20 protein-coding genes are annotated in these 25,272 nt (G+C 40.2%); 13 read left to right on the top strand and 7 right to left on the bottom strand.

Features of this window, described 5'->3' with window-relative positions; all coding sequences use genetic code 11:
- Positions 1-112: 112 nt before the first annotated feature.
- Genes JN11_RS10290 through JN11_RS10300 form a run of 3 tightly spaced genes read right to left on the bottom strand, consistent with a single transcriptional unit; the run spans position 113 to position 1,759 of the window.
- Positions 113-703: a hypothetical protein gene (locus JN11_RS10290; RefSeq protein WP_144912267.1), complete on the bottom strand. Its 591-nt coding sequence runs from the start codon at positions 701-703 to the stop codon at positions 113-115.
- Positions 690-1,187, bottom strand: coding sequence for an RNA polymerase sigma factor (locus JN11_RS10295; protein ID WP_144912269.1), 498 nt, complete (start codon positions 1,185-1,187; stop codon positions 690-692). The genes JN11_RS10290 and JN11_RS10295 overlap by 14 nt, the downstream gene beginning before the upstream one ends.
- A 44-nt stretch (positions 1,188-1,231) precedes the next feature.
- Positions 1,232-1,759, bottom strand: a complete 528-nt coding sequence (locus JN11_RS10300; RefSeq protein ID WP_144912271.1) for a hypothetical protein — start codon at positions 1,757-1,759, stop codon at positions 1,232-1,234.
- Positions 1,760-2,094: 335 nt separating this feature from the next.
- On the opposite strand from JN11_RS10300, the gene JN11_RS10305 reads away from it, so the two are divergent.
- Positions 2,095-3,810 carry a GMC oxidoreductase gene (locus JN11_RS10305; RefSeq protein WP_144912273.1) on the top strand — a complete coding sequence of 572 codons (1,716 nt, stop codon included), beginning with the start codon at positions 2,095-2,097 and terminating at the stop codon, positions 3,808-3,810.
- Between the two features lie 13 nt (positions 3,811-3,823).
- Positions 3,824-4,543, top strand: coding sequence for a ThuA domain-containing protein (locus JN11_RS10310; RefSeq protein ID WP_144912275.1), 720 nt, complete (start codon positions 3,824-3,826; stop codon positions 4,541-4,543).
- A gap of 28 nt (positions 4,544-4,571) precedes the next feature.
- On the opposite strand, the gene JN11_RS10315 is transcribed toward JN11_RS10310, so the two are convergent.
- On the bottom strand, positions 4,572-5,369 hold the full coding sequence (locus JN11_RS10315) for a DUF4249 domain-containing protein (RefSeq protein WP_144912277.1): 798 nt from the start codon (positions 5,367-5,369) through the stop codon (positions 4,572-4,574).
- A gap of 14 nt (positions 5,370-5,383) precedes the next feature.
- Positions 5,384-7,708 (bottom strand): TonB-dependent receptor, encoded by a 2,325-nt coding sequence (locus tag JN11_RS10320; protein ID WP_144912279.1) that lies wholly within the window; start codon positions 7,706-7,708, stop codon positions 5,384-5,386.
- A 141-nt stretch (positions 7,709-7,849) separates the two neighbouring features.
- On the opposite strand from JN11_RS10320, the gene JN11_RS10325 reads away from it, so the two are divergent.
- Positions 7,850-8,335: a GNAT family N-acetyltransferase gene (locus JN11_RS10325; RefSeq protein ID WP_144912281.1), complete on the top strand. Its 486-nt coding sequence runs from the start codon at positions 7,850-7,852 to the stop codon at positions 8,333-8,335.
- A 7-nt stretch (positions 8,336-8,342) separates the two neighbouring features.
- On the opposite strand, the gene JN11_RS10330 is transcribed toward JN11_RS10325, so the two are convergent.
- Positions 8,343-9,560 carry a DUF2252 domain-containing protein gene (locus tag JN11_RS10330; protein WP_144912283.1) on the bottom strand — a complete coding sequence of 406 codons (1,218 nt, stop codon included), beginning with the start codon at positions 9,558-9,560 and terminating at the stop codon, positions 8,343-8,345.
- Positions 9,561-9,659: 99 nt separating this feature from the next.
- Here JN11_RS10330 and JN11_RS10335 point away from each other — a divergent pair, with 99 nt between their 5' ends.
- The 7 genes from JN11_RS10335 to JN11_RS10365 all read left to right on the top strand — a co-directional run bounded on the left by JN11_RS10335 (position 9,660) and on the right by JN11_RS10365 (position 20,997).
- Positions 9,660-10,004, top strand: a complete 345-nt coding sequence (locus tag JN11_RS10335; RefSeq protein ID WP_144912285.1) for a winged helix-turn-helix domain-containing protein — start codon at positions 9,660-9,662, stop codon at positions 10,002-10,004.
- A 137-nt stretch (positions 10,005-10,141) separates the two neighbouring features.
- The gene (locus tag JN11_RS10340) at positions 10,142-10,648 is read left to right on the top strand and encodes a molybdopterin-dependent oxidoreductase (RefSeq protein ID WP_144912287.1); all 507 of its coding nucleotides are present in this window, start codon (positions 10,142-10,144) and stop codon (positions 10,646-10,648) included.
- A 49-nt stretch (positions 10,649-10,697) separates the two neighbouring features.
- Positions 10,698-11,126 (top strand): VOC family protein, encoded by a 429-nt coding sequence (locus tag JN11_RS10345; protein WP_144912289.1) that lies wholly within the window; start codon positions 10,698-10,700, stop codon positions 11,124-11,126.
- 580 nt (positions 11,127-11,706) lie between these two features.
- Complete coding sequence (locus JN11_RS10350; RefSeq protein WP_144912291.1) at positions 11,707-13,170, top strand: TolC family protein; 1,464 nt, start codon at positions 11,707-11,709, stop codon at positions 13,168-13,170.
- Positions 13,171-13,192: 22 nt separating this feature from the next.
- Entirely contained in the window at positions 13,193-14,380 is a 1,188-nt protein-coding gene (locus JN11_RS10355) for an efflux RND transporter periplasmic adaptor subunit (RefSeq protein ID WP_144912293.1), read from the top strand.
- A 51-nt stretch (positions 14,381-14,431) separates the two neighbouring features.
- The gene (locus tag JN11_RS10360; protein WP_144912295.1) at positions 14,432-17,692 is read left to right on the top strand and encodes an efflux RND transporter permease subunit; all 3,261 of its coding nucleotides are present in this window, start codon (positions 14,432-14,434) and stop codon (positions 17,690-17,692) included.
- Positions 17,689-20,997 carry an efflux RND transporter permease subunit gene (locus tag JN11_RS10365; RefSeq protein ID WP_144912297.1) on the top strand — a complete coding sequence of 1,103 codons (3,309 nt, stop codon included), beginning with the start codon at positions 17,689-17,691 and terminating at the stop codon, positions 20,995-20,997. Before JN11_RS10360 ends, JN11_RS10365 begins: the two co-directional genes overlap by 4 nt.
- Positions 20,998-21,118: 121 nt before the next feature.
- On the opposite strand, the gene JN11_RS10370 is transcribed toward JN11_RS10365, so the two are convergent.
- A complete protein-coding gene (locus tag JN11_RS10370) occupies positions 21,119-22,357 on the bottom strand; it encodes a nucleoside recognition domain-containing protein (protein WP_144912299.1) in 1,239 nt (412 codons plus the stop codon).
- A gap of 169 nt (positions 22,358-22,526) precedes the next feature.
- Here JN11_RS10370 and mqnE point away from each other — a divergent pair, with 169 nt between their 5' ends.
- The 3 genes from mqnE to JN11_RS10385 all read left to right on the top strand — a co-directional run bounded on the left by mqnE (position 22,527) and on the right by JN11_RS10385 (position 25,188).
- Positions 22,527-23,720 (top strand): aminofutalosine synthase MqnE, encoded by a 1,194-nt coding sequence (gene mqnE / locus JN11_RS10375; protein WP_144912301.1) that lies wholly within the window; start codon positions 22,527-22,529, stop codon positions 23,718-23,720.
- Positions 23,721-23,808: 88 nt separating this feature from the next.
- Complete coding sequence (locus JN11_RS10380; protein ID WP_144912303.1) at positions 23,809-24,426, top strand: histidine phosphatase family protein; 618 nt, start codon at positions 23,809-23,811, stop codon at positions 24,424-24,426.
- Between the two features lie 18 nt (positions 24,427-24,444).
- Complete coding sequence (locus JN11_RS10385) at positions 24,445-25,188, top strand: menaquinone biosynthetic enzyme MqnA/MqnD family protein (protein ID WP_144912305.1); 744 nt, start codon at positions 24,445-24,447, stop codon at positions 25,186-25,188.
- Positions 25,189-25,272 lie beyond the last annotated feature (84 nt).

The raw sequence follows: 25,272 nt of genomic DNA on the forward strand, positions 1-25,272 counted from the left end.
GAACGCTCGCAAAGCATCCGCATCGGCTATTGTTACTTTTTGGATAGAAACCATTTTGACTTGAATAGGACGCTAATTTGAAAATGTTTTTTAATTTTTTATAATCAATTCCTTAGTCAAACTGCTCTTGCAAACGTATCAGCCTGTCGATCATTAAATTGAGCTTTTCCTCTTCGTTTTTAAACATGCGTGGTTTCACGTAAAAAGTAATAAACAGAAACCAGGTAGTGATGGAGCCGTAAGTGATTAGCTTAAAATATAGCGGGGCATCTTCCAGTACTTCAACAAAGTAAAGGCCAAGCCCGGTGCTGATCATCAGCATAAAAATATAATAAAACCAGCCTATAACCTTGCTGCGGTTGCGTTGATATTCTTTTAAACTATTGAGGTATTCGGTTGGGTTAAGGGTTAAATCGTGTTTGTTTAAAATATGGTAATGCCTGATAACCAGTGACAGGTAGGTGATCATGGTAACCAGTATAATTAATATACCGATGGTGGTAGCAGGGGAGCGGAAGGCAAAAAACAACGTGACGATAAACGAACACACAATAAGGGCTATCATAGCCACAATAACCCAGTATAGTTTATTGGTTATGCCCCGGATACCTTTTTTTACCTGCTTCAGCACATCATCCACCGAAAGCTTGTCGGCTGCTGGCTGTCCCTGCCATACCGACATTAAGTGCTCAAACTCTTTCATAGTGGTTGTATAATTCTGTTAATTTCTGTTTTATACGATATATTTTCACCCGCAGATTTCCCTCCGATATCCCTGAAACTTCCGCAATTTCAGGATATGGCACCTCATCAAGCACCAATGTAATAATTATTCTTTCCGACTCTTCCAACTTCGATATACATTTATAGAGCAGTGCAACCTGCTCGTTTTTTTCTGATAGTTCTTCTTTTTTTGTTTCTGCAATAAGTGGTGTAAGTTCATCCTTTGCCTGTCGCTTTTCCGAGCGCAGGTAAGTTAAACAGGTATTAACAGCAATGCGGTAAATCCAGGTTGATATCATGGCCTGATTTCTGAATTTATCGAGATTTTGCCAAACCTTTAAAAAAGTTTCCTGTAACAGATCGCTCGCAGCATCATCGTCCCCCGTATAGCCATAGCACAAGTGATAGATCTTTTTTGAATTGGCTTCGTAAATCTTCTTAAAAGCTGCTTCTTTGTCTGCCACTATCAGTTAATTTTTATTGTTTAGATGTTGTGTTGTATCAAATGTTACAACGGATATTCATTCTTATAAAACCACGGAAACTTCTTGTCTGCCTCTTCCAGCAAAGTGTTGTATTCCTGGTGATAATCAAACTGCATATCCTCGTGCAATTTACTAATCAGTGTTTTTATTTTTTCTACCTGCCTGGTCAGTATCAGCCTTAAAGGCTTGTATCCTGATTTTCTTTCTGTATACTGGAGGTAATTATAGCAAAAGTTCAGCAACAGGTCAATCTCCGCCTGTTTGGATGCCATAAATTTGGTGTACTTGGTTATCAGTCTTAAAATTTTACGGATGCTCTTAGCCGCCGCATAGCTCTGTGATGGCAGCTGACTAAACATAAAACCAACCTCACCCTTCACTTTCTCTGTAAAGGCTTGCTCATCGTTCGCTTCAAAAAGAAGGTAAGCCAATAGCTCCTTATTCTCTTTTTTATAACGAGCCAAACGCAGGCACAGTTCGGCAACTTGTACGGACGACAAATGCTGAACTTCTTTCTTTATATCACTTAATCCATAGGTGGTGATGCTCATGGTGGTGCAAATTAGTAAAATATGGTGAAATTATTAACTCACCCGATCGACGCTTCGCTGGATCACTCTCTCTACGACAAGTCGTAAAGAGGGAAGAGAAAACAGTTTAAATTATTCACCTATCCATTTTTATTCCCTCTTTTTTGCTTGCAAAAGAGAGGGATGTCGAGCGAAGCAATGACAAGGTGAGTAAACTATGCGCCATACACAGTAACAATTTCATAGTTAAATGTTTTATCAACAATTATTCTCTTGATAATTTGGTTTAAATGAATAATATTGTGTTACCAATTATTAATCCTTTACGTGCTTTAATTTCTTTAACCAGTTAAATTATGTCTGCAGACACTGTTAATATAAACGGTAAGGCTAAGGCCAATAATACTTATGATGCAATTGTAATAGGCTCCGGTATAAGCGGTGGCTGGGCAGCCAAAGAGCTAACCGAACGTGGTCTTAAAACGATTATGTTAGAGCGCGGACGTAATTTTGAGCATCTGAAAGATTATAAAACTGCTGCAAAAGATCCCTGGGAATTTGAACACCGGGGTGCCATTACACTGGAGCAGCGCAAAGTTAGGCCGGTAATATCACGCGGATGGGGAGCTACAGAGCCTATAATGGACTACTGGGCCAACGAAGAAGAGGCCCCTTATACGGAGATTAAACCTTTTAACTGGTGGCGCTCATACCAATTGGGCGGTAGATCTATTTTATGGGGCAGACAAAGCTACCGCTGGAGCGATTTTGATTTTGAAGCGAATTTAAAAGATGGCTGGGCCATTGACTGGCCTATACGCTATAAAGATTTGGCACCATGGTATGATCATGTAGAGAAGTTTGCGGGAGTAAACGGCACACTGGAAGGGCTTCCCCAATTACCGGACGGACACTTTTTAAAGCCGATGGAGCTGAATGTAGTGGAAAAAGATGTAGCGGCACGTATCAAAAAACACTATAACAATACACGCCATATGATTATTGGCCGCAGTGCCAATTTAACGGAGGCCATACCGGGCAGAACAGCTTGTCATTTCCGCAACCGTTGCTGGGAGGGATGCCCGTTTGGAGGATATTTCAGTACACAATCATCAACCTTACCGGCCGCAGTGGCTACTGGTAATTTAACGGTGAGGCCGTTTTCTATCGTTACCAAAATCATCTATGATAAAGATACCCAAAAGGCTACCGGCGTAGAGATTATAGATGCAGAAACGCATCAAACCTATGAATATCACGCTAAAATAGTTTTCGTAAATGCATCCACCCTAAACAGTGCCTGGGTGCTGATGAATTCGGCTACCGACATTTGGCCGGGTGGCTTAGGCAGCAGCAGCGGTGAGCTGGGGCATAATATTATGGATCATCACTATAATCTCGGTGCATCAGGCGTAATGGAGGGTTATGAAGATAAATATACTTTCGGGCGCAGACCAAATGGTGTTTATGTAGTGCGTTTTGCCAACCTGTTTAATGATAAGCGCGATTATATCCGCGGCTTTGGTTACCAGGGCGGTGCGGGGCGTGAAGGATGGAGCCGCAACGTAGCGGAACTGAATATCGGTGCAGCCTTTAAAGAAGCCTTAACAGAACCGGGACAATGGACGATAGGTATAGGCGGTTTCGGCGAATTGCTGCCTTACCACGAAAATAAGATCACCCTCGATCCCGTAAGGAAAGATAAATGGGGGCTGTCTATATTGGCTATGGACGCCGAAATAAAAGATAATGAGAAAAAGATGCGGGTAGATATTGTGAAGGAAGCCAGGGAGATGCTGGAAGTTGCCGGAGTGAAGCAAATTACCACATGGGATCATGGACATAACGTTGGCGATGGCATCCACGAGATGGGTACTGCACGTATGGGTCGCGATCCTAAAACATCAGTGTTGAATGGCAATAACCAGGTTTGGGATGCTAAAAACGTATTTGTAACCGATGGTGCCAGCATGGTATCGTCAGCCTGTCAAAATCCATCATTAACCTACATGGCTTTAACTGCCAGGGCTGCTAACTTTGCTGTAGATGAATTAAAAAAAGGGAATATCTAACTATATACACATCATGAAAAACAAACTGCTTCTTATCATTCTTTTGAGCCTGTTTACCTCAGGTTTATTTGCTAAACAAAGGTTGCTGATCTTTAGTAAAACAGTAGGATGGCACCATACGTCAATCCCGGCAGGTATTACCGCCATTATAAAATTGGGACAGGAGAATAATTTTGATGTAGATACTACCATTGATGCCCGCAAGTTTACTTATGCTAATTTAAAGCAATATGCCGCCGTTATCTTTTTGAATACCACCGGCGATGTTTTGGATATTGCACAGCAAGCCGAATTTGAAAAGTATATTAAAGCAGGTGGTGGTTTTGTGGGCGTACATTCGGCTACGGATACAGAATACGATTGGCCATGGTATGGTAACCTGGTTGGAGCTTACTTTAAGAGCCATCCTGCCCAGCAAACTGCCGTTTTTCATGTGGTTGACCGTGATTTTATTGCTACCAAACACCTGCCTGCAGAATGGAAAAGGTTTGATGAGCTATACAATTTTAAATGGATATCGCCGGATATTCATGTGCTGATCACTATTGATGAAAAGACTTATACTGGTGGCACAAACGGTGATAACCATCCAATGAGCTGGTATCACGATTATGATGGAGGCAGATCATTTTATACTGCTTTGGGTCATACCGATGAATCGTACGTTGATCCGCTTTATTTGAAACATTTACTGGGTGGTATTGAATATGCCATGGGTAATGCCGGTAAATAAAGACGATGCAGCAAACGACCTCCTTATTTTATTTCACTATAAATGTTTCTGTTTGTGTAGTATGGGCGCTAAAATAGCCTAAAGTAGTAGGGGTAATATTAGTAGGCGGATTGGAAGGGGTAACGCCACCACCAGGGCCGTTTGGATCTTGCTGCATCAGGGTATACCAGTAAGTGTAAATGGGTTTGTCAATACATTGCATTTCAACCTTGGCCGTATCGCCCGGATGAATGTCAATGTCATTTTCAATCAGATCGATATTGGAATAGCGGCCATCAGAAAAATCATCATTAAAAGCAAAAACGCTTTTCACCTGAACCGAGTTAACATACAATACAAAGCGGTATTGATTCGGTATTCCTGCCGGATCCTGAAAATGGACAGTTACTTGCCTTAGGTTTTTACTGGTGTTAAAAAAGCTCGCTCTGGATGTTATCGAATCAAGGTGTACAAATCCAGGCATGGTTGATTTAGCTGTGTATGTTTTACCACCGGTTACCACTGTCATAGTGTAAGTGTTTCCCGTTTTGCCCGCCATTGAAGGTATTGAATACGTACCAGCAGGAGATTCAGTAAAAGGATAGATATTACCCAGGCTGTCTGTAACAGAAACAGTAGCGCCTGAAACAGCCGGATAAGTATTGGTGCTGGTAAATGCTACATTTCTACTCAGTTTAATATATTGAGGGCCTGGTACCTGTGTAACATTGCCTTCAATTACCAGCTGTCCACTAACATTTCCCAGTTTAAGATCAATTACTTTGGTACATGATGTTATAATGCCAAGGATGATAAAGAAGGATATATATAGTTTTATAGTTCTCATGGTGTCAGCTGCAATTAAAATTTAAAATTCCAGGTAACGGATGGTATCCTGGTGGCAAAAATACTGGTTTCAACCGCTTCGGTAGTGTTAGGTACCGTTTTGCTGTCGCGGAAAGTGATAATATAAGGGTTCCTGTAGGCAAAAACATTGTAGATACCGAAGGTCCAGCTGGAGTGGTATTTTTTATGTTGTTTTCCTTCTAGCGTAGCACCAATATCCATACGTTGGGTTGGCGGCAAGCGGTATCCGTTACGTTCGGAATACGAAAAGGTTGTTAATCCGCCAATTTCATATTTACCGGTTGGGTAAGTAACGGCATTCCCTGTTCCATAAATATAGGTGGCTGAAAGATTCCAACGTTTGGTGAGTTGGTAGATGCCCACTACAGAAAGATCGTGTGTGCGATCCTGCCTTGCAGGGTAATAATTGCCGTTATTAATATCAGCAAACTTTAACTCCGTGCGCGATAGGGTATAACCTATCCATCCGTTAAAGCGGCCATATTTCTTCTTTAAAAACAGCTCCAATCCGTAAGCTCTTCCTGATCCATATGTCAATTGCGATTCTACATCCTGGTTGGCTATAAGCTGGGCGCCGTCTTTATAATCAATCTGGTTTTGCAGCCATTTATAGTATATCTCAGCAGAAAATTCAAAGATATTATCGCTAAAATTTCTGAAATAACCGGTAGATACCTGGTCGGCTATTTCGGGTTTAATGTTATTACTGCTCATCACGTAAAGGTCAGTAGGTGTTGCACTGGTTGAATTACTGAGCAGGTGAATGTTTTGTGTATTACGGTTATAGGAAGCCTTTATTGAACTTTCCTCATTAAGTAAATAGCTTCCGGAAAAGCGAGGCTCCAGGTTAAAATAATCTTTTACCAATTGGCCCGAAGTGTAGGTCTTGGAGGTTATCGTATTACCCGCTTCGTCATACGTACTGAAAGTGCCTGGACCCAGTAAAAACATGCCGCTAAGTCTTACGCCATACAGAAAGGTTAGTTTGCTGGTTACGCGCCAGTCGTCGCTTAAGTACGCAGCGTTTTCGTAGCCATAGCGTTCTTCAATGCTTTTGTCATTAAAGCTGGAGGTGGAAGAAGTGGTGATATTACCTGGTGCAATAGTATGATGCAGCACATTCAAGCCAAATTTTAAGGTATGGTTATTAGAGATAGAATATTGCAGATCTTCCTTGAAATTAACGTCGGTAATTTGTGAGGTAGCCTTAAAGTTATCATCGCTTTCAAAATCCTGTATAGCATAGTTGTAATTACTGTATACAATGGAGGTATTTGAAAACAGGCGATTATTAAATATGTGATTAAACCTGAGAGTACCGGTTGAATTTCCCCAGTTGGTACCAAATGTATTCTTTAGGCCCAATACGTCCTTACCAAAATATCCCGAGAGATAAACAGCATTCTTATCATCAAAATGATAATTGGCTTTGGCATTCAAATCATAAAAATAAAGGGAGCTGCCTTTTACGGTAGAGTCGGATGATGCTTTCAGGAATAAATCGATATAAGTTCTGCGGGCACTGATCATAAAGGAACCTTTATCCTCCACTATCGGGCCTTCAACCTTGATGCGGGAGGAAATTAGCCCTAAACCGCCCTGAACGGTGTAATCTTTGTTATTACCATCATTCATCTTTACATCCAATACTGATGATAACCTGCCTCCATATTCTGCAGGCATACCGCCTTTGTATAAACTCACATCCTTAATAGCATCCGAGTTAAAAGTGGAGAAAAAACCGAACAGGTGAGACGCATTGTAAACGGTGGCTTCATCTAGTAAAATCAGGTTTTGGTCAGATCCTCCGCCACGCACGTAAAAGCCTGTATTGCCCTCGCCGGCTGATTTTACACCGGGTAACAGGGATATTGTTTTTAAAATATCTTTTTCGCCCAAAAGCACAGGTACGTTGTTAATCTGGCTCATGTTGAGCTTTTCGACACCCATTTGTGGCGCGGCGACATTGTCGTTATTGGGTTTGTTGCCGCTGATCACCACTTCCTGCAATTCGCTTTTTGAGCTTATAGCGACATTGATGTCGAGGTTTTTTGTTAGTGAGATGCTTTTTTCAATGGTTTGGTAACCAATATAGCTGATCTGTAAGGTATAGTCGCCTTTTGGCGCGGTTAGTGAATAAAAGCCGTAGCTATTAGTCGCAGTTCCAATTTGCGGAAGCTCTTTTATGCGTACAGAGGCACCAATCAATTGTTCACCGGTTGCATTGTCTTTAATAGTGCCGCTTATTGTAAAGTTTTTCTGGGCAAATGCCTGAAAAGTACTTAGTAAAATTAAAATAGGTAGTAGAATTTTATTCATTTATGATACTAAGATGCAAATGTATTGGATTAGTTACTGTAATTATTAACAAAATGGTAACCGTCGATAAAATTAATTATAAGATGTTGCAGGCTTAATGTATGTTTGATGTTAGCGATCATATCAGCCTGAATAACGACCATGCTAACAATAAGAAAAGCCCTGCCCGCAGATAACGATGAAATATGGCATATTATAAAAGAGGTGATAGCTTCTGGTGATACCTATGTTTTTTCACCGGATTCATCGAAAGAAAAAATGTTAAACTTTTGGTGCAGCAATGATAAGCATGTTTATGTTGCCCTTTGGGATGATCAAATCGCCGGGACATTCTTTTTAAAGGATAATCAGCCCGATTTAGGTTCGCATATTGCCAATGCGGGATACATGGCTTCATCCCAATTTTCGGGAAAAGGTATTGGAAAGCAAATGTGCCTGTTTTCGATAGAAGAAGCTAAAAGGTTAGGATATAAAGCAATGCAGTTTAATATTGTGATTAAAAGTAATGAAAGGGCTGTAGCTTTATGGCAAAAGTTAGGGTTTGCCATAATTGGTGAAATTCCGGATGCATTTAACCATCAGCAAAATGGAATGACTAATGCTTATATTATGTATCGAAAAATATAGATATAAACTATTCTTTCTTCTTTATTTCAAAAACGCCATTTTTGTAATCCTTCACAAACTGCTCATAATCCTTTTTTACCTTTTTAGCGTATTTTAAGGCATAACCCAGCACTTCTTGTTGCCACTCAGCCGAAGTTCCGAAAGCAGAAAGGTCATCAATATTGGATGAGCCCTGTATGCCACCGCTACGTAATTGTGCGGAGGCCAGGAGCGAGGCCATATCATCAATTACCTGGTAAATATCACGGTATTCATCTTTAAGCAGTTTAAACTTTATAGTGTCTTTAACAGGCTGAAGCTCTTGTATTACGTAGGATTCATCTCTGAATACCGTAGTGCTTAAAAGTGATGACGATACGTTTTGCATCCTTTTTTGAATAGTGATAATGCGTTCTGCCTCAGTTTGCCATTGTAACTGCTTTACCTTTACATAAGGAGCTACTGACGACATGGTTGATTGCTTCATGTCCACCAGTAAGTATTTGTTTTTGGTGTTGGTACTTTTAAGTAAAAATAAGTATCGTTTTAAACCTAAACTGCCGGTACCTGCTAACCTGAAAACAACACCTTTTACCTCGTAATTATAAGGGCCATCGCTGCTGTTGGCTATCCACTCATTAACATGGGCCGTTAACTCATGCTTCAACTTTTTATCAACCTTAAAATGCCTTTCATCTTGCAGTGAGAGCATTATTTTCTTTTTCTTGCTAATGGTGCGTTTTTTAAGCAGCTCTTTTTCTGTTGCTTTATCAGCTGAGTTTAAAAAATTACAAACTATGCCTTTAGCTGTCCTTGGCTCAATACTTATAGCTTTTCCTTTAGCCAGAGTAGTTGAGTAAGTTTTTAAAAACAGCTGCACCATCTTTTCAGCTTTCTCTGGCTCTATTTCTAAGGCATCAAAGGCGATAAATATACTGGTTGCCATTCTGGCAACTTCATAACATGCAGGAGCCAATATGCCTTCGTCAAAATCGTTCATATCAAAATAAAGCAATTTGTTGTCGCCTTTATAACTGCCATAATTTTCTATGTGGAGATCACCGCAAATCCATGTTAAGGGGGACAAAGGAAGCGGATTGGCATTTGCCAGGTCTTCATAAAACAAATGGCAGGTTCCACGATAAAACCGGAAGGCATTTTCGGTCATGGCTTCATACTTTAGTTGTACCATTTCGGGCAATAGGGGGGCGTTGAAGGTTTTTAACCTTTCGGCGAGTTGAGACATTGAATTTTGATTTTTTGTTTAAGCCCGCGTGATTTTTGAGGGATTAATTATCAATAAAGGTTTAAGCTTTGTTTATGTTTGAAATAAAATTTGTTGCGTATGCAAAAGCCGGAATTTAAACTTAATGGCAGGATATGGATTGAAACACCAGAAGGCAAGGTATTAGGTATGGGGCGTGTTGAGTTACTGGAACGGATAAAAGAGTCTGGGTCGATAAGGCAGGCTGCCTTGCAAATGAAAATGTCGTATAAACAAGCCTGGGACATGGTAAACCATATGAATGATCACTTTGGGGAAGTGCTTGTGATTTCGCACAGAGGCGGCAAGGGTGGAGGGAATGCTATAGTAACCGAATATGGATTACAGGTTATTGTACAGTATCACATTCTGCAAAGCAAGTTTAAAGCGTTTTTGGAAGATAACCTTGGCAGCGTAGTGTTGTGAATGATTTCTTTAGGACTTATTAACAGGAATAAATTCTTGATCTTTGGGTTATATTTTAATAAATATAATGAGGCGTTTACGTAAAGACATAAAGATCGTGAATTATCTGCTCAAAATAAATCTATAAATCCATCTAAATGAAAAAACAGTTTATCATCATTTTATTAAGTATTACCGGATTAACCCGCGTTGCAATTGCACAGGCACAAAATACTGGCAAGCAGCAAACAGTTAAGATTAGTGGTGAAGTTATTACACCACTTGAACTTAAACTGAGCGATCTGCAGCAATTCCCACAAGCAACAGTTGTGCGTAAAGACAAGGATGGTAAAGATCACCAATATTCGGGTGTTATTTTAGCTGCGATTCTGCAAAAAGCAGGAGTTACTCTTGGGAAAGATTTAAGGGGCAAAAATTTAACCAAATATGTAAAAGTTGAAGCCAGCGATGGTTACCAGGTGATTTTTGCATTGGCTGAGCTGGATAAGGATTTTACAGATAGAACTATTATATTAGCTTCACAAGTTGATGGCGCTCCTTTAGCAGCAGGTGATGGCCCCTTCCGGATCATTGTACAGGATGAAAAGAAACCTGCAAGATGCATTAAGCAGGTTACTGCCATAATTATTCAGTTTGCCAAATAAGTTGTATTTTGGTGATGTGAGCCTCAATTAAAATCAATAATATATGGTTATGGCTGATGAAGTAAACAATAATCCTTTCAATATTTCAGGTGTTACAGCCCTGTTTCAGGTATTTGATATGCCTCAATCGCTTAATTTTTACAGGGATATATTGGGATTTAAAGTAATAATGTCATCTGGCGAAGGTGATGATGTTGACTGGGTTTTAATGCGGTTAAACGATACGGAACTGATGTTGAATACCGCTTATGAAAAACCTAACAGGCCACAATCGCCCGATTCACTCAGAAATGACTGGCATAATGATGTCAGTTTATATTTTGGTTGCCCGGATACTGACGATTTGTACGCCTACCTTATTAAAAAAGGTTTAAAAATAAAAAAGCCTGAGATAACCGGCTATGGATGGAAAGCTTTGTCACTACATGATCCGGATGGTTACCGTTTATGCTTCCATTGGCCATTACAGAATGCATGATTTAAATGAGAAAAGTCTTAACTTATCCAAAATCTATATTTCCCTAAAAAATATTACTTGAATAGTTGATCCTTTATCTTCACAAAGATTTGATATTGATAACCACAATTTTACAAATGTCTATCTGAATGAAATATTATTAGTGTGATTTGTTGATTGATTATTAAAAAAGATCCATCCTCAGCTTAAAATATTTGTTAAAACATTTTTCCTGTTTTTTTATTAATATGTTGCTGATTATCAAATGGAAATTAAAGCTTTATTTCGGATTTTGTGCTGTAACCTATATCCGTTTCTTTTGCATATCAACCTAAAAAAATATAATAACTATTCTTTATCCAATGAATTAATAAATCAAACCAACCAGATATTATTTGAACCCTATTAAGTAACAAAAGCATTCGATTAAGCCCGGTAACATCAATTTAACAATATTGTTACCTTAAAGGTGGTATGTTTTTATCAATTTTACAAAGTCAACCAGATAGCCGTAATTGCTAAGCAATCCGGCTATCAAGAATAGTAATATTCACTTATATGAAAACTTATACATTAAAAATACAAATCATACTGTTTTAAAATGGCGAAGATATATTATAATAAAAGTGCTATACGTGCTTCCCTGCTTATTACCTGTTTGTTTTGTTTGCCTTTTATTTCTTACTCACAAACTAAAACTGCCACAAATGCAGGTTCTAAAAGCATTGCCCCTCCGCTGGTAGTGCCTGATACTACCAAAAATAGCTTATTGCTGCCGGTAGTTATTAAGGATACCGGTAAAGTTCAATATTTTACACTAAAACAATGTATCGATTATGCTTTACAACATCAGCCGGGTTTAAATATAGCGCTCATCAATGTTGATGTTGCTAAAACAACCAATGCAATTTCTCTTTCAGGATGGCTGCCTCAAGTAAATGCCTCTGGTGATCTTATTCATAACATCCAGACCAACGGTTCAACAACTACTACTAATAATGGCAGTGGTTCAACAACCACAACAACAAACAAAACAGGGTATACCAATAGTTTTGTGCCGGGCGTTGCGGTTACACAAACTATATTTAACCCAAGTTTGCTGTATGCTTATAAAAGTGCGCCATTGTATGTTAAACAGGCTCAACAGGTAACGGATAGTACTAAAATTTTCCTGGTTTCATCAGTCAGTAAATCATTTTATACCTTATTGAATACGCTTGAGCAGATCAATGTTTTTAAGGAAGACACCGCACGTTTAGGTAAAAGCTTAAGGGATGCCTACCATCAATATAAAGGTGGTATTGTTGATGAGACCGATTATGAACAGGCAGATATTACCTTAAACAATTCAAAAGCGCAATTAAAACAGGCTAATGAAAATGTTGTACCACAATATGCAACCTTAAAAAAACTATTAGGTTATCCTGTTGATAAACAGTTTAATGTTGTTTTTGATACTTTAGAAATGATGAACAGCATTCATATTGATACTACCGAACAGCTTCAGTATGAAAAACGCATTGAGTTTCAATCATTAAAAACAAGTAAAGATTTGCAATCACAACTTGTAAATTATTACAAGTTCGCTTGGTTGCCAACATTATCGGCCTTTTTTAATTATGACCTTACATTTGCCAATAATAATTATAACAACCTGTTGAGCTCTTCGTATCCTAACTCCTACGTAGGTTTATCATTCAGTTTACCCATTTTTACCGGCTTTTCAAGAGTGAACAATGTTAAAAAAGCCAGATTACAGCAACAGATACTTGACTGGGATGAAACTGACCTGAAATCGGCCATAAACGTTGAGTATACATCGGCATTAGCCAATTATAAGGGCAATTACTATAATCTGCAATTACTGCAAAGAAATGTTAACCTGGCCAGAAGGGTTTATTTTGTGGTTGACCTGCAATACAAACAAGGTATAGTAGCCTACCTGAATGTAATTACTGCCGAATCGAACTTAATGACATCAGAAATAAGTTATTTAAATGCTTTATTCCAGGTTTTATCAAACAAGATAGATCTGCAAAAAGCAATGGGAAACATTTCATATTAACTGTATAAAACCAACAATCTCTATGAATAGAGTAATATTAAATACCATTTTTATTAGTTGCCTTATTGTTACTGCCTGTAAAAAGAAGCAACCGCCTGTAAATCCAGAGGTGCCTGTTAATTTAATGACCTTAAAAGCAAAACGGGTTTTGTATTTTGATAAGTATCCTTCAACAACCCAGGCACTGAGTCAGGTTAATTTGCTGCCGCAGGTAACAGGTTCTATTACCGGCATATTCTTTAAAGAAGGTACCCATGTTGAAAAAGGACAAAAGCTATATGAAATTGATCAACGCCTTTATCAGGCAGCTTATGACCAGGCTGTAGCCAATCTGAGGGTTTCACAAGGAACTTTGGTGCAATCACAACAGGATGCTGACAGGTACGAGTATTTAAATAAATATAATGCGGTAGCCAAGCAGCTTTATGATCACGCGGTTATTACGCTTGAAAATGCAAAGGCTACTGTAAAGGCTTCTGAACAGCAAGTGAAAACAGCTAAAACTAATTTGGCTTATTCTGTAGTTTATGCACCATTTACTGGAACAATTGGTTTTAGCCAGGTAAAGTTAGGAGATGTGGTGACCCCCGGAACAACTATATTAAATACAATTTCGACAGATAGCCCAATGGCGGTTGATTTTATCATTAATGAAAAGAATCTGCCGTTTTTTGAAAAACTGCAGATCAACAAAGTAAATGTAGATTCATTATTTACCATTTTGTTGCCCGATAACTCTCTTTATCCATACAATGGAAAAATATCAGTGATTGACCGCGCTGTTGATTCCCAAACTGGTTCTATACGGGTAAGGCTTGTTTTTGATAACCCTAAAGGCATATTAAGAGTAGGTATGAGCTGCGTTGTGCGCGTGCATAACCAGGAAACCACACCGGTATTGGTATTGCCAAGCAAAGCAGTTGTTGAGCAAATGGGCGAGTACTTTGTATTTACAGCAAAGGATAGTGTTGTAACTGTATCTAAAGATAGTTTGGCGAAAAACCCTAAAGCTGATGTATCTGGCAAACCAAGATTATTTGCGCATCAGAAAAAAGTGCAGGTTGGTCAAACTATTGGGCCAAATGTAATTGTTAAGAGCGGTGTTAATGAGGGTGAAAAAATAATTACTGATGGTGTACAAACACTTCATGACGGAGCGCCGGTAACAACTGCTAATAAAGTAGCGCCTACACAAGGTGGTAAACACTAACAAAAAACCAGGTTTCTTTATAATCTGTGTGTTTTAGATGATGATTAATGTATGATTGCTAATACCTTTATTAAAAGACCCGTTACTGCTATAGTTATATCCATTGTATTGGTAATAACAGGTACAGTAAGTATTTTACTTTTGCCGATTGACCAGTATCCGGATATTACCCCGCCTATTGTACAGGTTAACGGGCAGTTTACCGGTGCCGATGCACAAACGGTTGAGCAAACCGTTGCCACACCTATTGAAGAGCAGGTTAATGGTACACCGGGGATGGAATACATGCAAAGCAACAGTACCAACAACGGGCTGATGACCATGAATGTTACCTTTAAAATAGGTACCGACATTGACGTTGCCGCGCTGGATGTTCAAAACCGTGTTAGTATTGCCACGCCTTTATTACCGGCAGTAGTGAGCAGGCTTGGCTTAACGGTGCGCGCACTTAACCCCAGTATGCTGATGATGGTGGCTATTTATGCACCAAAAGACAGTCATAATATTACCTTTCTGGATAACTACACCAATATCTTTATACAGGATGCGCTTTTACGTGTGCCGGGTGTAGGTAGTATCAGCAGGTTTACAGATGATTTTAGTATGCGTATCTGGATGAAACCGGATAAAATGGCATCCTATAGCTTAACGCCCTCTGATGTTATTGCCGCTTTAAATGCGCAGAACGTGCAGGTAGCAGCCGGTACAGCCGGTGTGCCGCCTCAATCGTCCAGCCAGACTTATGAGTTGGGTATCCTGGTTAATGGCCGTTTGAGCAAAGTATCAGAATTTGAAAATATCATTGTAAAAACTATCCCTGCAACCGGCGAACTGGTTTATATGAAAGATGTAGCCCGCGTTGAGCTGGGTAAATTTACTTTTTCAAGTAATTCATTTGTTGATGGTCACCGGGCTTCGTATCTGCAAATATACCAGGCTCCGGGTAGCAATGCGTTGCAGACAGCAAATGGTGTTTATACCGAGCTGGCTAAACTGCGCCAAACCTTCCCAGCCGATGTTGAATACAGTGTACCATTCGAATCAGTTACCGTAGTAAAGGTTTCTATGCAGGATGTTGTTGGAACCTTGCTTAAAACACTTGCGTTAGTGGCAGTAGTAGTGTTTTTATTCCTGCAAACCTGGCGATCAACACTTATACCTGTATTGGCTATCCCTGTATCCATATTTGGTACTTTCTGTTTCTTTATACCGTTGGGCTTTACTATAAATACCCTTACCATGTTTGGTTTCGTACTGGCCATAGGTATTGTGGTGGATGATGCCATTATTGTGGTAGAGGCTGTACAGCATTATATCGACCATGATAAAATGTCGCCTAAAGAAGCTACTTACCAGGCGATGAAGGACATATCTGCACCGGTTGTGGCCATTGCGCTCATTCTGGCTGCGGTGTTTGTGCCGGTAGGATTTATTCCGGGTATAGTTGGTCGTTTATATCAGCAGTTCGCTATAACCATCGCTATATCGGTAATGATATCTGCATTTATCGCATTGTCATTAACCCCTGCGCTTTGTACCTTATTACTAAAACCAACCGATCCCGACAGAAAACCAAATATACTGGACCGTGGCTTTATTAAATTTAACGCATGGTTTGATCGTATTACAGCAAGATATACAGAAGGTGTTCGTAAAAGTATAATCGGGGCAAGATATATTATTATCCTTTTGCTTTGTGTTTGTATCGGAACTTACTTTATGTTCCAGCATAAACCGTCAGGATTTATTCCTTCCGAGGATGATGGAAACCTATACGTTACTTTTCAATTACCTCCGGCGGCGTCTACTGCTGCTTCGGTTGAGGTAATGCAGAAGATAATGAAAGTTGTTGGTGCAACGCCGGGCGTAGCGCATTATGCGGCGCTATCGGGCTTAAACGTAGTAACCAATGCCAGTAACTCTAATAACGGTACTATTTATTGCCAGTTGGCTCCGTGGGATGAACGTGGTGAAGAAAGCCAGCAGGTGCCGGGTATCATCAAGGTTTTACAAAAACGAATAGAGGATGCAGGTGTAAAAGATGCTAACGTTCAAGTAATACAACCTTCACCATTACCTGGTGTAGGTTCAACAGTTGGTTTCAGTATGCAGATTGAGCAGCGGAGCACCACCGATGATATTCATCAGTTTGAAAATGTTGTAAACAAGTTTGTTAATGATGCCAATAAAAACCCGGCAATTACCAAATCATTTAGCTACTTTACTGCCCATACACCAAACTTCAACCTAAAAGTTGATCGTGAAAAATGCGAGAAACTGGGTGTAAATGTTTCTGATGTGTTTACCACCATACAGGCATTTATGGGTAGTTTGTATATTAATGATTTTACAACCTATAACCGTACTTTCCATGTGGTTGTACAAGCCGATACAGCGTACAGGGCCGATATAGCCGAAATGAATAAATATTATGTGCGTAACCAGGCAGGAACCATGGTTCCGCTCGGAACTTTAATTAGTTACACGCCTACTGAGGCAGCACCGGTTATTTCACATTTCAATATCTTCCGCACAGCGGAAATAGATGGCTCGTCAGCGCCGGGTTACAGCAGTACCGATGCCTTAAATGCATTGCAGCAGCTGGCAGCCAAAGAATTGCCTGAGGGGTATACCTATGAATTTTCGGGATTAAGTTATGAGGAAGTAAAGGCCGGGTCTACCACCATTTACATCTTCATGTTTTCTATCACGTTCGTATTTCTTTTCCTGGCGGCGTTATACGAAAGCTGGTCGGTTCCTTTCTCTGTATTGCTCGCTGTACCGATAGGTGCATTCGGTGCGATACTGGCATTGGAATTGGTTCCAAGTCTAACAAACAACGTTTACGCGCAGATAGGTTTAATAACGCTGATAGGACTTGCAGCGAAGAACGCTATCCTGATAGTTGAGTTTGCCAAAGTGCGGGTTGACAGGGGAGAGGATCTGCTGAAATCTACACTGGATGCAGTAAGCCTGCGTTTGCGCCCCATTATCATGACTTCGCTGGCATTTATCTTGGGTGTATTACCACTGGTACTGGCAACAGGCGCAGGTGCAGTAGCCCGCAGAACCATTGGTTATACAGTTTTAGGCGGGATGCTCGCAGCGTCAACTATTGCGATATTCGTTGTTCCGGTATTGTATGTACTGATAACCAGGATGTCGTACGGTAAAGAAAGACTCGAATATCTGAAAGCCCACCACGAAGAGTTGATGGAGAAAGAGCGAAAGGTTGAAGAACAAAATATTGACCCTGAATTGGAATTCGAGATACAAAAATCACGTGAACTGGGTAAATCTGATAAAAAATGATTGCGAATACATTTATTAAAAGACCGGTAACTGCAATCGTTATATCAGTTGTATTAATGATTTCAGGGACGATATGTCTTTTTAACCTTGCTGTTGACCAATATCCGAATATATCTCCGCCAAGTGTTGGTGTAAATGCATCCTATACAGGTGCTGATGCCGAAACTGTAGAGCAAACGGTTGCCATCCCTATTGAAGAACAGGTGAATGGTACCCCAGGCATGGAATACATGCAGAGTACCAGTACCAACAGTGGTGGTATGAGCATTAGGGTAACTTTTAATATAGGTACCAATGTTCAAATTGCGGCCTTGAATGTGCAGAACAGGGTGGGCATTGCTGCACCTTTACTGCCGGCTGTAGTAAGTAAACTAGGCGCAACGGTGCGGGCAAGTAACCCCGATCAGTTAATGCTGATCGCCATCTACTCCCCTAAAAAAACGCACGGAATAACTTTCCTTGATAACTATACCAGTACTTTTATTGAAGATGCCATTCTTCGTGTTCCCGGAGTGGGTGACGTAAGCGCACGTACCGATCAGTTCAGTATGCGTATCTGGATGAATCCGGATAAAATGGCTTCCTATAGTTTAACCCCGGCTGATGTAAGCGCTGCGTTAACGGCGCAGAACGTTTATGTTGCAGCAGGATCGGTAGGGGCGCCACCCCAAAATAATTCACAAGCTAATGAAGTGGGTATTTTGGTAAACGGGATGCTCAGTAAGGCAAAGGACTACGAGAAAATTATTGTTAAAACCATACCATCAACCGGCGAATTAGTCTATTTAAAAGACGTAGCCCGCGTTGAATTAGGGAAATTTACCTTTTCGAGCAATGCATTTGTTGATGGTAACAGGGCCTCTACTATCCAGATATATCAATCACCCGGAAGTAATGCCTTGCAGACTGCTGATAATGTATACGCTGAGTTAGCTAAACTGAAAAAGTCGTTCCCTAATGATGTGGATTATATTGTGCCATTTGAATCGGTAACCATTATAAAGGTTTCGATGCAGGAAGTGGTAGGCACTTTGTTAAAGGCACTTGCACTGGTGGCAATAGTGGTATTCCTTTTCTTACAAAATTGGAGGTCAACCATAATTCCTATTCTGGCTATTCCAGTATCCATATTGGCTACATTTTGTCTTTTTATCCCATTAGGCTTCACCATAAATACGTTAACCATGTTTGGCTTTGTACTGGCCATAGGTATAGTGGTGGATGATGCCATTATTGTGGTGGAGGCGGTGCAGCATTATATTGATGAACAGCATATGTCGCCCAAGGAAGCTACCTACCATGCGATGAAAGAGATTTCGGCACCGGTTGTAGCTATCGCTTTAATTCTGGCTTCGGTGTTTGTTCCGGTAGGCTTTATACCCGGTATTGTTGGGCGTTTGTACCAGCAGTTTGCTATAACCATCGCTATATCGGTAATGTTTTCGGCTTTCATAGCCTTGTCATTAACACCTGCTCTTTGTTCTTTGTTGTTAAGACCATCACATCACGCTAGCCAAAAATCAAACTGGCTGGATAAGTTTTTCGACTGGTTCAACAGTGGTTTTGAAAAAATCACCTTTAAATATTCAAATGGCGTAAAACGGAGTATCAAACACTCCAAATTGATTGTTATACTATTGGTAATGATCTGCGCAGGTACTATTCTTTTGTTTAAAACAAAACCATCAGGATTTGTGCCTTCTGAAGATGGCGGACGTTTGTATCTTACTTATCAATTACCTGATGCATCATCAACTACTATGTCAGTAAACGTGATGGAGAAGCTGATGAAAATAGTGAGCTCAACGCCAGGGATATTGCATTTAACGGCTATATCAGGTTTCAATATACTAAACGGAGGTGCCAACTCCAACGCCGGTTCTATGTTTTGTATGCTTACGCCTTGGGATGACCGTACGACGCAGCAAACACAAATGCAAGGCTTAATGGATAACCTTAGAAAAAGGATTGCCAAAGCCGGTATTAAAAATGCAAATGTCGTAGTGATCCAGCCGCCACCAATAAGGGGCATTGGTTTAGCTGCCGGCTTTAGTATGCAGATTGAACAAGGTAACTCAACCGATGATATTCATCAATTTGAGAAAAATGTACAGAAGTTTGTAGCTGCTGCGAAAAAGAATCCGGCAACATCAACAGCGTTCTGTTATTTCTCAGCGCATACCCCAAGTTATAACCTTACTGTCGACAGGGAAAAATGCGAAAAGCTGGGCGTAAACATTTCTGATGTATTCTCCACCATGCAATCATACATGGGTAGTTTGTTTGTAAATAACTTTACACTTTACAACCGTACATATCACGTAGTAATACAGGCAGATACTACTTATCGTGCTTTAATCAGCAATATGAATAAGTATTATGTGCGTAATTCGGTTGGCAATATGGTGCCGTTGAGTACAGTTATTACCTATAAACCGGATATTGCTGCGCCATTGATTACCCACTTTAATATATTCCGCTCTGCCGAGGTTGATGGTTCCATACCACCGGGATACAGCAGCGGTCAATCACTGGATGCTTTGAAGCAGATTGCTACTAAAACTTTACCAAGGGGTTATACTTATGATTTTTCAGGATTAAGCTATGAAGAGATCAAGGCAGGTTCAATTACGGTTTATATATTCCTGTTCTCCATCATCTTTGTATTCCTTTTCCTGGCAGCGTTATATGAAAGCTGGTCGGTTCCATTCTCTGTACTACTGGCGGTGCCTGTGAGTGCTTTTGGGGCTATTGTGGCGCTTTTCTGTATGCCGACTATAACTAATAACGTTTACGCCCAGATAGGCTTAATCACGCTGATAGGATTGTCTGCAAAGAATGCCATCCTGATAGTAGAGTTTGCCAAGTTAAGGGTTGACAGGGGTGAGGAGCTATTGCAATCAACACTGGAGGCTGTGCGTTTAAGGCTACGCCCTATTATCATGACTTCTATGGCGTTTATATTGGGTGTATTGCCACTGGTATTTGCAACAGGAGCAGGTGCAGAATCAAGGAATACTATCGGTATAACCGTTTTGGGCGGAATGATCGCATCGTCAACTATTTCCATCTTTATTGTGCCTGTATTGTTTGTGTTGTTTACCCGCTTATCCTATGGTAAAAAAGAATTAGAATGGTTGCAGGCTAATCATGAGTTACTGATGGAGAAAGCCAAAAAAGTAGAGGAGCAGAACATCGACCCAGAATTGGAATATGATATAGCCCAGGCTAATGCTCAAAACAAAGCTGAAAGGGATGAAATTTACGGTAAGGTAAAAGACAATAAAGACAAAGACGAGAAATAGCATTCATTCTAAATCCCTGGCATTGATTAGCCGGAAAACAATATCTAATTAATAATCATGTAACAGGTGGCCGGCCGGATGGTAACGCTACCCGGGCCGGCCACTTAGCTTTTGTCGGGATCTATCCCCAGAACAAATAGGATACAAATATTGCGGCAATAATTCCGGCAAAATCAGCTATAAGTCCTGCCGGTATGGCGTAACGGGATTTCTTTATACCTACTGATCCAAAATATAAGGCTACGATATAAAAAGTAGTATCGGATGAGCCATTGAATACGCATCCCAGGCGGCCTGCAAAGCTATCGGGGCCATAGGTGGTCATACCGTTAATCATCATGGCTTTTGATCCTGAACCGCTGAGCGGTTTCAAATAGGCAACTGGCATGGCATCAACAAAGCGTGTGTCGAGGTTAAGGTGTACAATAATCCAGCGCAAACCATCATTAATATAACCCAGCGCCCCGCATGAGCGGAATACACTGATGCCCACTAGCATAGCCACCAGATATGGGATTATTTTTACTGAGGTTTCAAAACCTTGTTTGGCACCATCAATAAAAGATTCAAATACATTTACTTTTTTATACAGTGCGCCGGTTACAAATATTACGGGGATAGAAAACAACATTAAGTTGCTCGCCACTTTTGATACCAGGCTGATCTGTTCTTTGCTTAAATGGGTATTAAAATACCAAACCAGTAACAGAATAAAGGCCGTTATACCACCCAACCAGCTAACAATAACCCTATCAAACAGGTTGATTTTTTGTTTAATGGAAACTGCTATAATACCAATCAAAGCCGCCACATAAGTTGCAATGATGCAGGGAATAAAAACATCTGTAGGGTCTTTAGCGTGCAGAATGGCCCTTTGGGCAATAATGGTAACCGGCAGCAATTGTAAGCCGGAGGTGAGCAGTACCAGGTACATGATTTGCGCGTTAGACGCTGTTTCTTTGTCTTTGTTTAATTCCTGAAGACTGCCTATGGCTTTCAATCCTAGTGGGGTGGCAGCATTATCAAGTCCCAATAAATTTGCCGAAAAGCTCATTAATATTTGTCCTGTGGCAGGGTGGTCTTTAGGCACTTCGGGAAATAAGCGGCTAAAAAATGGGCCCACTATACGTGAAAGGAACCTGATGGCACCTGCTTTTTCGCCAATGTTCATAATACCCAGCCATAGGGCCATATTACCGGCCAGCGGCAGCGCAATATCCATTACCGATGCCTTTGATGAATCAAACATGCCGGATACCAGATGCATAAAAATTTCAGTATCGCCAAAAAATATGAGCCTGATCAACGCAATAACAAAGGCTATCAGAAAAAAGGCTATCCAGATATAATTAAGGGCCATGTGGGATTATTATTAAGGCTTTGAAGATAATGGTTTTTGATAATTAAAGAAGACATCTATTCCAAAAAAATCAACCTGACCTTGTATTCGAAATAAATTAATGGACTTATAAATAAATGTTACACCATCATTACATTAACATTTCCTATTTTTGTACAAAGTTTTTTGAATGGAAGCTGAAAATAATTTACTGCTATTACTGCAAAATCCTCATTTACCCGCCGGTTTAAAAGACATCGTCCAAAAAGTGCTAAACGGTGAACGCATTACATTTGATGAAGGTGTTTTACTATATGAACAAGGCGAATTGGGGTATCTGGGTGTTTTGGCCAACTATATCCGCGAAAAGCGTCACGGTAACAAAACCTATTTTAACCGTAACTTTCATATTGAGCCAACTAACCTTTGTGTTTATGACTGTAAGTTCTGCTCATACTCCAGGCTGTTGAAACAGAAATCAGAAGGGTGGGAGTATACGATGGAGGAGATGCTGGCCATGGTGTACAGATATGATAATGAACCGGTTACCGAAGTGCACATTGTTGGCGGGGTTTTACCGCAATACGATGTTGCTTTTTATAGCGAACTATTCAGTAAGATAAGAGAACACAGGCCAGAGCTGCATGTAAAAGCCTTAACCCCGGTTGAATATCATTATATCTTCAAAAAAGCTAAAATTGATTATGCTACAGGGATGCGCCTGATGTATGAGGCTGGTCTAGGGTCGATTCCAGGCGGAGGGGCGGAAATATTCCATCCGGAAGTGAGGGATCTGATCTCCAAAGATAAATGTACCGGCGAGCAATGGCTGGCAATACATGAAGAATGGCATAAACTGGGCGGCCGATCAAACGCTACCATGTTATATGGCCATATTGAAAAATTCTGGCACCGGGTGGATCATATGGATCGCTTGCGTAATTTGCAGGATAAGACAGGTGGTTTCCAGACATTTATTCCACTGAAATTCCGTAACCAGGATAACCAGATGTCGCACGTACCTGAATCAACAGTGGTTGAGGATTTGCGTAACTATGCCATAGCAAGAATCTACCTGGATAACTTTGATCATATTAAAGCTTACTGGGCAATGATAAGCCGCACCACCGCGCAGTTATCCTTGAATTTTGGGGTTGATGATATTGACGGAACGCTTGATGATACTACCAAAATTTATTCAATGGCCGGTGCTGAAGAGCAAAATCCGGGTATGAGTACTAAACAATTGGTTGAGCTGATAAAACATGTTGGCAGGCACCCAATTGAGCGTGATACTTTGTACAATGTAGTTACGGACTATACCAACTTTGAATTTCCGGAAGAAGTAAAACCACAATTTTATAAGTTGCCGGTTATTAATTAGGTTATTGATTCATTGTCCATAAGTCATTTCTTATTTAAAGATGACTCAATGTTGAAATGACCCAATGACAGAACGACCTAATGATATAATGAACAAAACACTATACATTGTCCGCCATGGGCAAACTGATTTAAATAAGCGTGGGGTTATACAAGGCCGGGGGATGGACACGGACCTGAATGACGAGGGGCGCAAACAGGCACAACAGTTTTTTAATGCTTATCAATCAGTGCCTTTTGACAAGATCTACATATCAAAATTAAAGCGTACCCAGCAAAGTATTCAGCCTTTTATTGATTTGGGCATTCCTTTTGAAAAGCTTGCCGGGCTTGATGAGCTTGGATGGGGAATTCATGAAGGACAACCATCAACACCTGAAAACAAGATTGAGTTTATGCAGATTATGCGTAACTGGATTGATGGTAAACTTGATGCCAAGTTTGAAGGTGGTGAAAGCCCTAATGAAGTAAAGGCCAGGCAACTGGAAGCACTTAAAGTTATAATGAGCCACCCGGAAGAAGAAACCGTGCTTATTTGTATGCATGGCAGGGCGCTGCGTTTATTTTTGTGCCTGCTTACTGAAAAACCACTTACCGAAATGGATACCTTTCCTCATCAAAACCTGGTTTTATATAAAGTTTTTTATGACGGTGAAAAATATACCATTACCGACTTTAATGATGCCAATCATCTCAAACAATCTTAATACTTCTAATTTATACTTGTGAACAAGATCAGAATATCAGCAGTTAGCTATACTAATACCAAACCATTTATTTACGGCCTGCAGCATACAGGCATCCTTGATAAAATAGAATTGAGCCTGGATAACCCAACGGATTGTGCTCAGAAATTGATTGATGATGTTGTGGATATTGGCTTGATTCCGGTGGCCGCAACGCTGAGTTTACCTCAATGGAATATTGTATCAGATTATTGTATTGGCGCGGTGGGAGCGGTGAATTCAGTATTCATTTTCAGTAATTGCGATATTAGGGAAATAGAAACCTTACAGCTTGATCCTCAGTCACGTTCGTCAAATAATTTGGCCAAAGTTTTACTGAAGAATTACTGGAAGTCAGATTATCAGATGATTTCTGATTCGCCAGATTATTCAGAGTCAAAAGATCCCAAAACAGCCTTCGTAATGATAGGTGACCGTACGTTTGGGAAGAAGGATAAATACCCATTTGTATATGACCTTGCGGAAGAGTGGCAGCATTTTACAGGCCTCCCATTTACGTTTGCTGCATGGATTGCCAATAAACCAATCCCTAAAGAATTTATGGACGAGTTTAATAAAGCACTCAAATACGGACTTGACCATCGTGCCGAATTGTTAAAGGAGCTTCCGCATAGAAATGACTTCGATTTAGAAGATTACCTGATGCATAAGCTTGATTTTAATTTGACAGATGATAAAAAGAAAGCCTTGTATTTGTTTCTTGATTATATAAAAGCACTTTAAAGGCTTTTGTGCAGCTTTACTCTTCGTGGTTAAACTAAATTCCTTAAAATGAGTTTAATACTTGTAAAGGATAATTTATTGGTT

Origin of the sequence: Mucilaginibacter frigoritolerans, assembly GCF_007830615.1 — a bacterium.
In the GTDB taxonomy this organism is placed as follows: Bacteria; Bacteroidota; Bacteroidia; order Sphingobacteriales; family Sphingobacteriaceae; genus Mucilaginibacter; species Mucilaginibacter frigoritolerans.

What these genes read in the sequence shown, in the direction of transcription:
- JN11_RS10290 (WP_144912267.1), bottom strand. Translation starts at nt 703, where the DNA reads ATGAAAGAGTTTGAGCACTTAATGTCGGTATGGCAGGGACAGCCAGCA.
- JN11_RS10300 (WP_144912271.1), bottom strand. Translation starts at nt 1,759, where the DNA reads ATGAGCATCACCACCTATGGATTAAGTGATATAAAGAAAGAAGTTCAG.
- JN11_RS10305 (WP_144912273.1), top strand. Translation starts at nt 2,095, where the DNA reads ATGTCTGCAGACACTGTTAATATAAACGGTAAGGCTAAGGCCAATAAT.
- JN11_RS10310 (WP_144912275.1), top strand. Translation starts at nt 3,824, where the DNA reads ATGAAAAACAAACTGCTTCTTATCATTCTTTTGAGCCTGTTTACCTCA.
- JN11_RS10315 (WP_144912277.1), bottom strand. Translation starts at nt 5,369, where the DNA reads ATGAGAACTATAAAACTATATATATCCTTCTTTATCATCCTTGGCATT.
- JN11_RS10320 (WP_144912279.1), bottom strand. Translation starts at nt 7,708, where the DNA reads ATGAATAAAATTCTACTACCTATTTTAATTTTACTAAGTACTTTTCAG.
- JN11_RS10325 (WP_144912281.1), top strand. Translation starts at nt 7,850, where the DNA reads ATGCTAACAATAAGAAAAGCCCTGCCCGCAGATAACGATGAAATATGG.
- JN11_RS10330 (WP_144912283.1), bottom strand. Translation starts at nt 9,560, where the DNA reads ATGTCTCAACTCGCCGAAAGGTTAAAAACCTTCAACGCCCCCCTATTG.
- JN11_RS10335 (WP_144912285.1), top strand. Translation starts at nt 9,660, where the DNA reads ATGCAAAAGCCGGAATTTAAACTTAATGGCAGGATATGGATTGAAACA.
- JN11_RS10340 (WP_144912287.1), top strand. Translation starts at nt 10,142, where the DNA reads ATGAAAAAACAGTTTATCATCATTTTATTAAGTATTACCGGATTAACC.
- JN11_RS10345 (WP_144912289.1), top strand. Translation starts at nt 10,698, where the DNA reads ATGGCTGATGAAGTAAACAATAATCCTTTCAATATTTCAGGTGTTACA.
- JN11_RS10350 (WP_144912291.1), top strand. Translation starts at nt 11,707, where the DNA reads ATGGCGAAGATATATTATAATAAAAGTGCTATACGTGCTTCCCTGCTT.
- JN11_RS10355 (WP_144912293.1), top strand. Translation starts at nt 13,193, where the DNA reads ATGAATAGAGTAATATTAAATACCATTTTTATTAGTTGCCTTATTGTT.
- JN11_RS10360 (WP_144912295.1), top strand. Translation starts at nt 14,432, where the DNA reads ATGATTGCTAATACCTTTATTAAAAGACCCGTTACTGCTATAGTTATA.
- JN11_RS10365 (WP_144912297.1), top strand. Translation starts at nt 17,689, where the DNA reads ATGATTGCGAATACATTTATTAAAAGACCGGTAACTGCAATCGTTATA.
- JN11_RS10370 (WP_144912299.1), bottom strand. Translation starts at nt 22,357, where the DNA reads ATGGCCCTTAATTATATCTGGATAGCCTTTTTTCTGATAGCCTTTGTT.
- mqnE (WP_144912301.1), top strand. Translation starts at nt 22,527, where the DNA reads ATGGAAGCTGAAAATAATTTACTGCTATTACTGCAAAATCCTCATTTA.
- JN11_RS10380 (WP_144912303.1), top strand. Translation starts at nt 23,809, where the DNA reads ATGAACAAAACACTATACATTGTCCGCCATGGGCAAACTGATTTAAAT.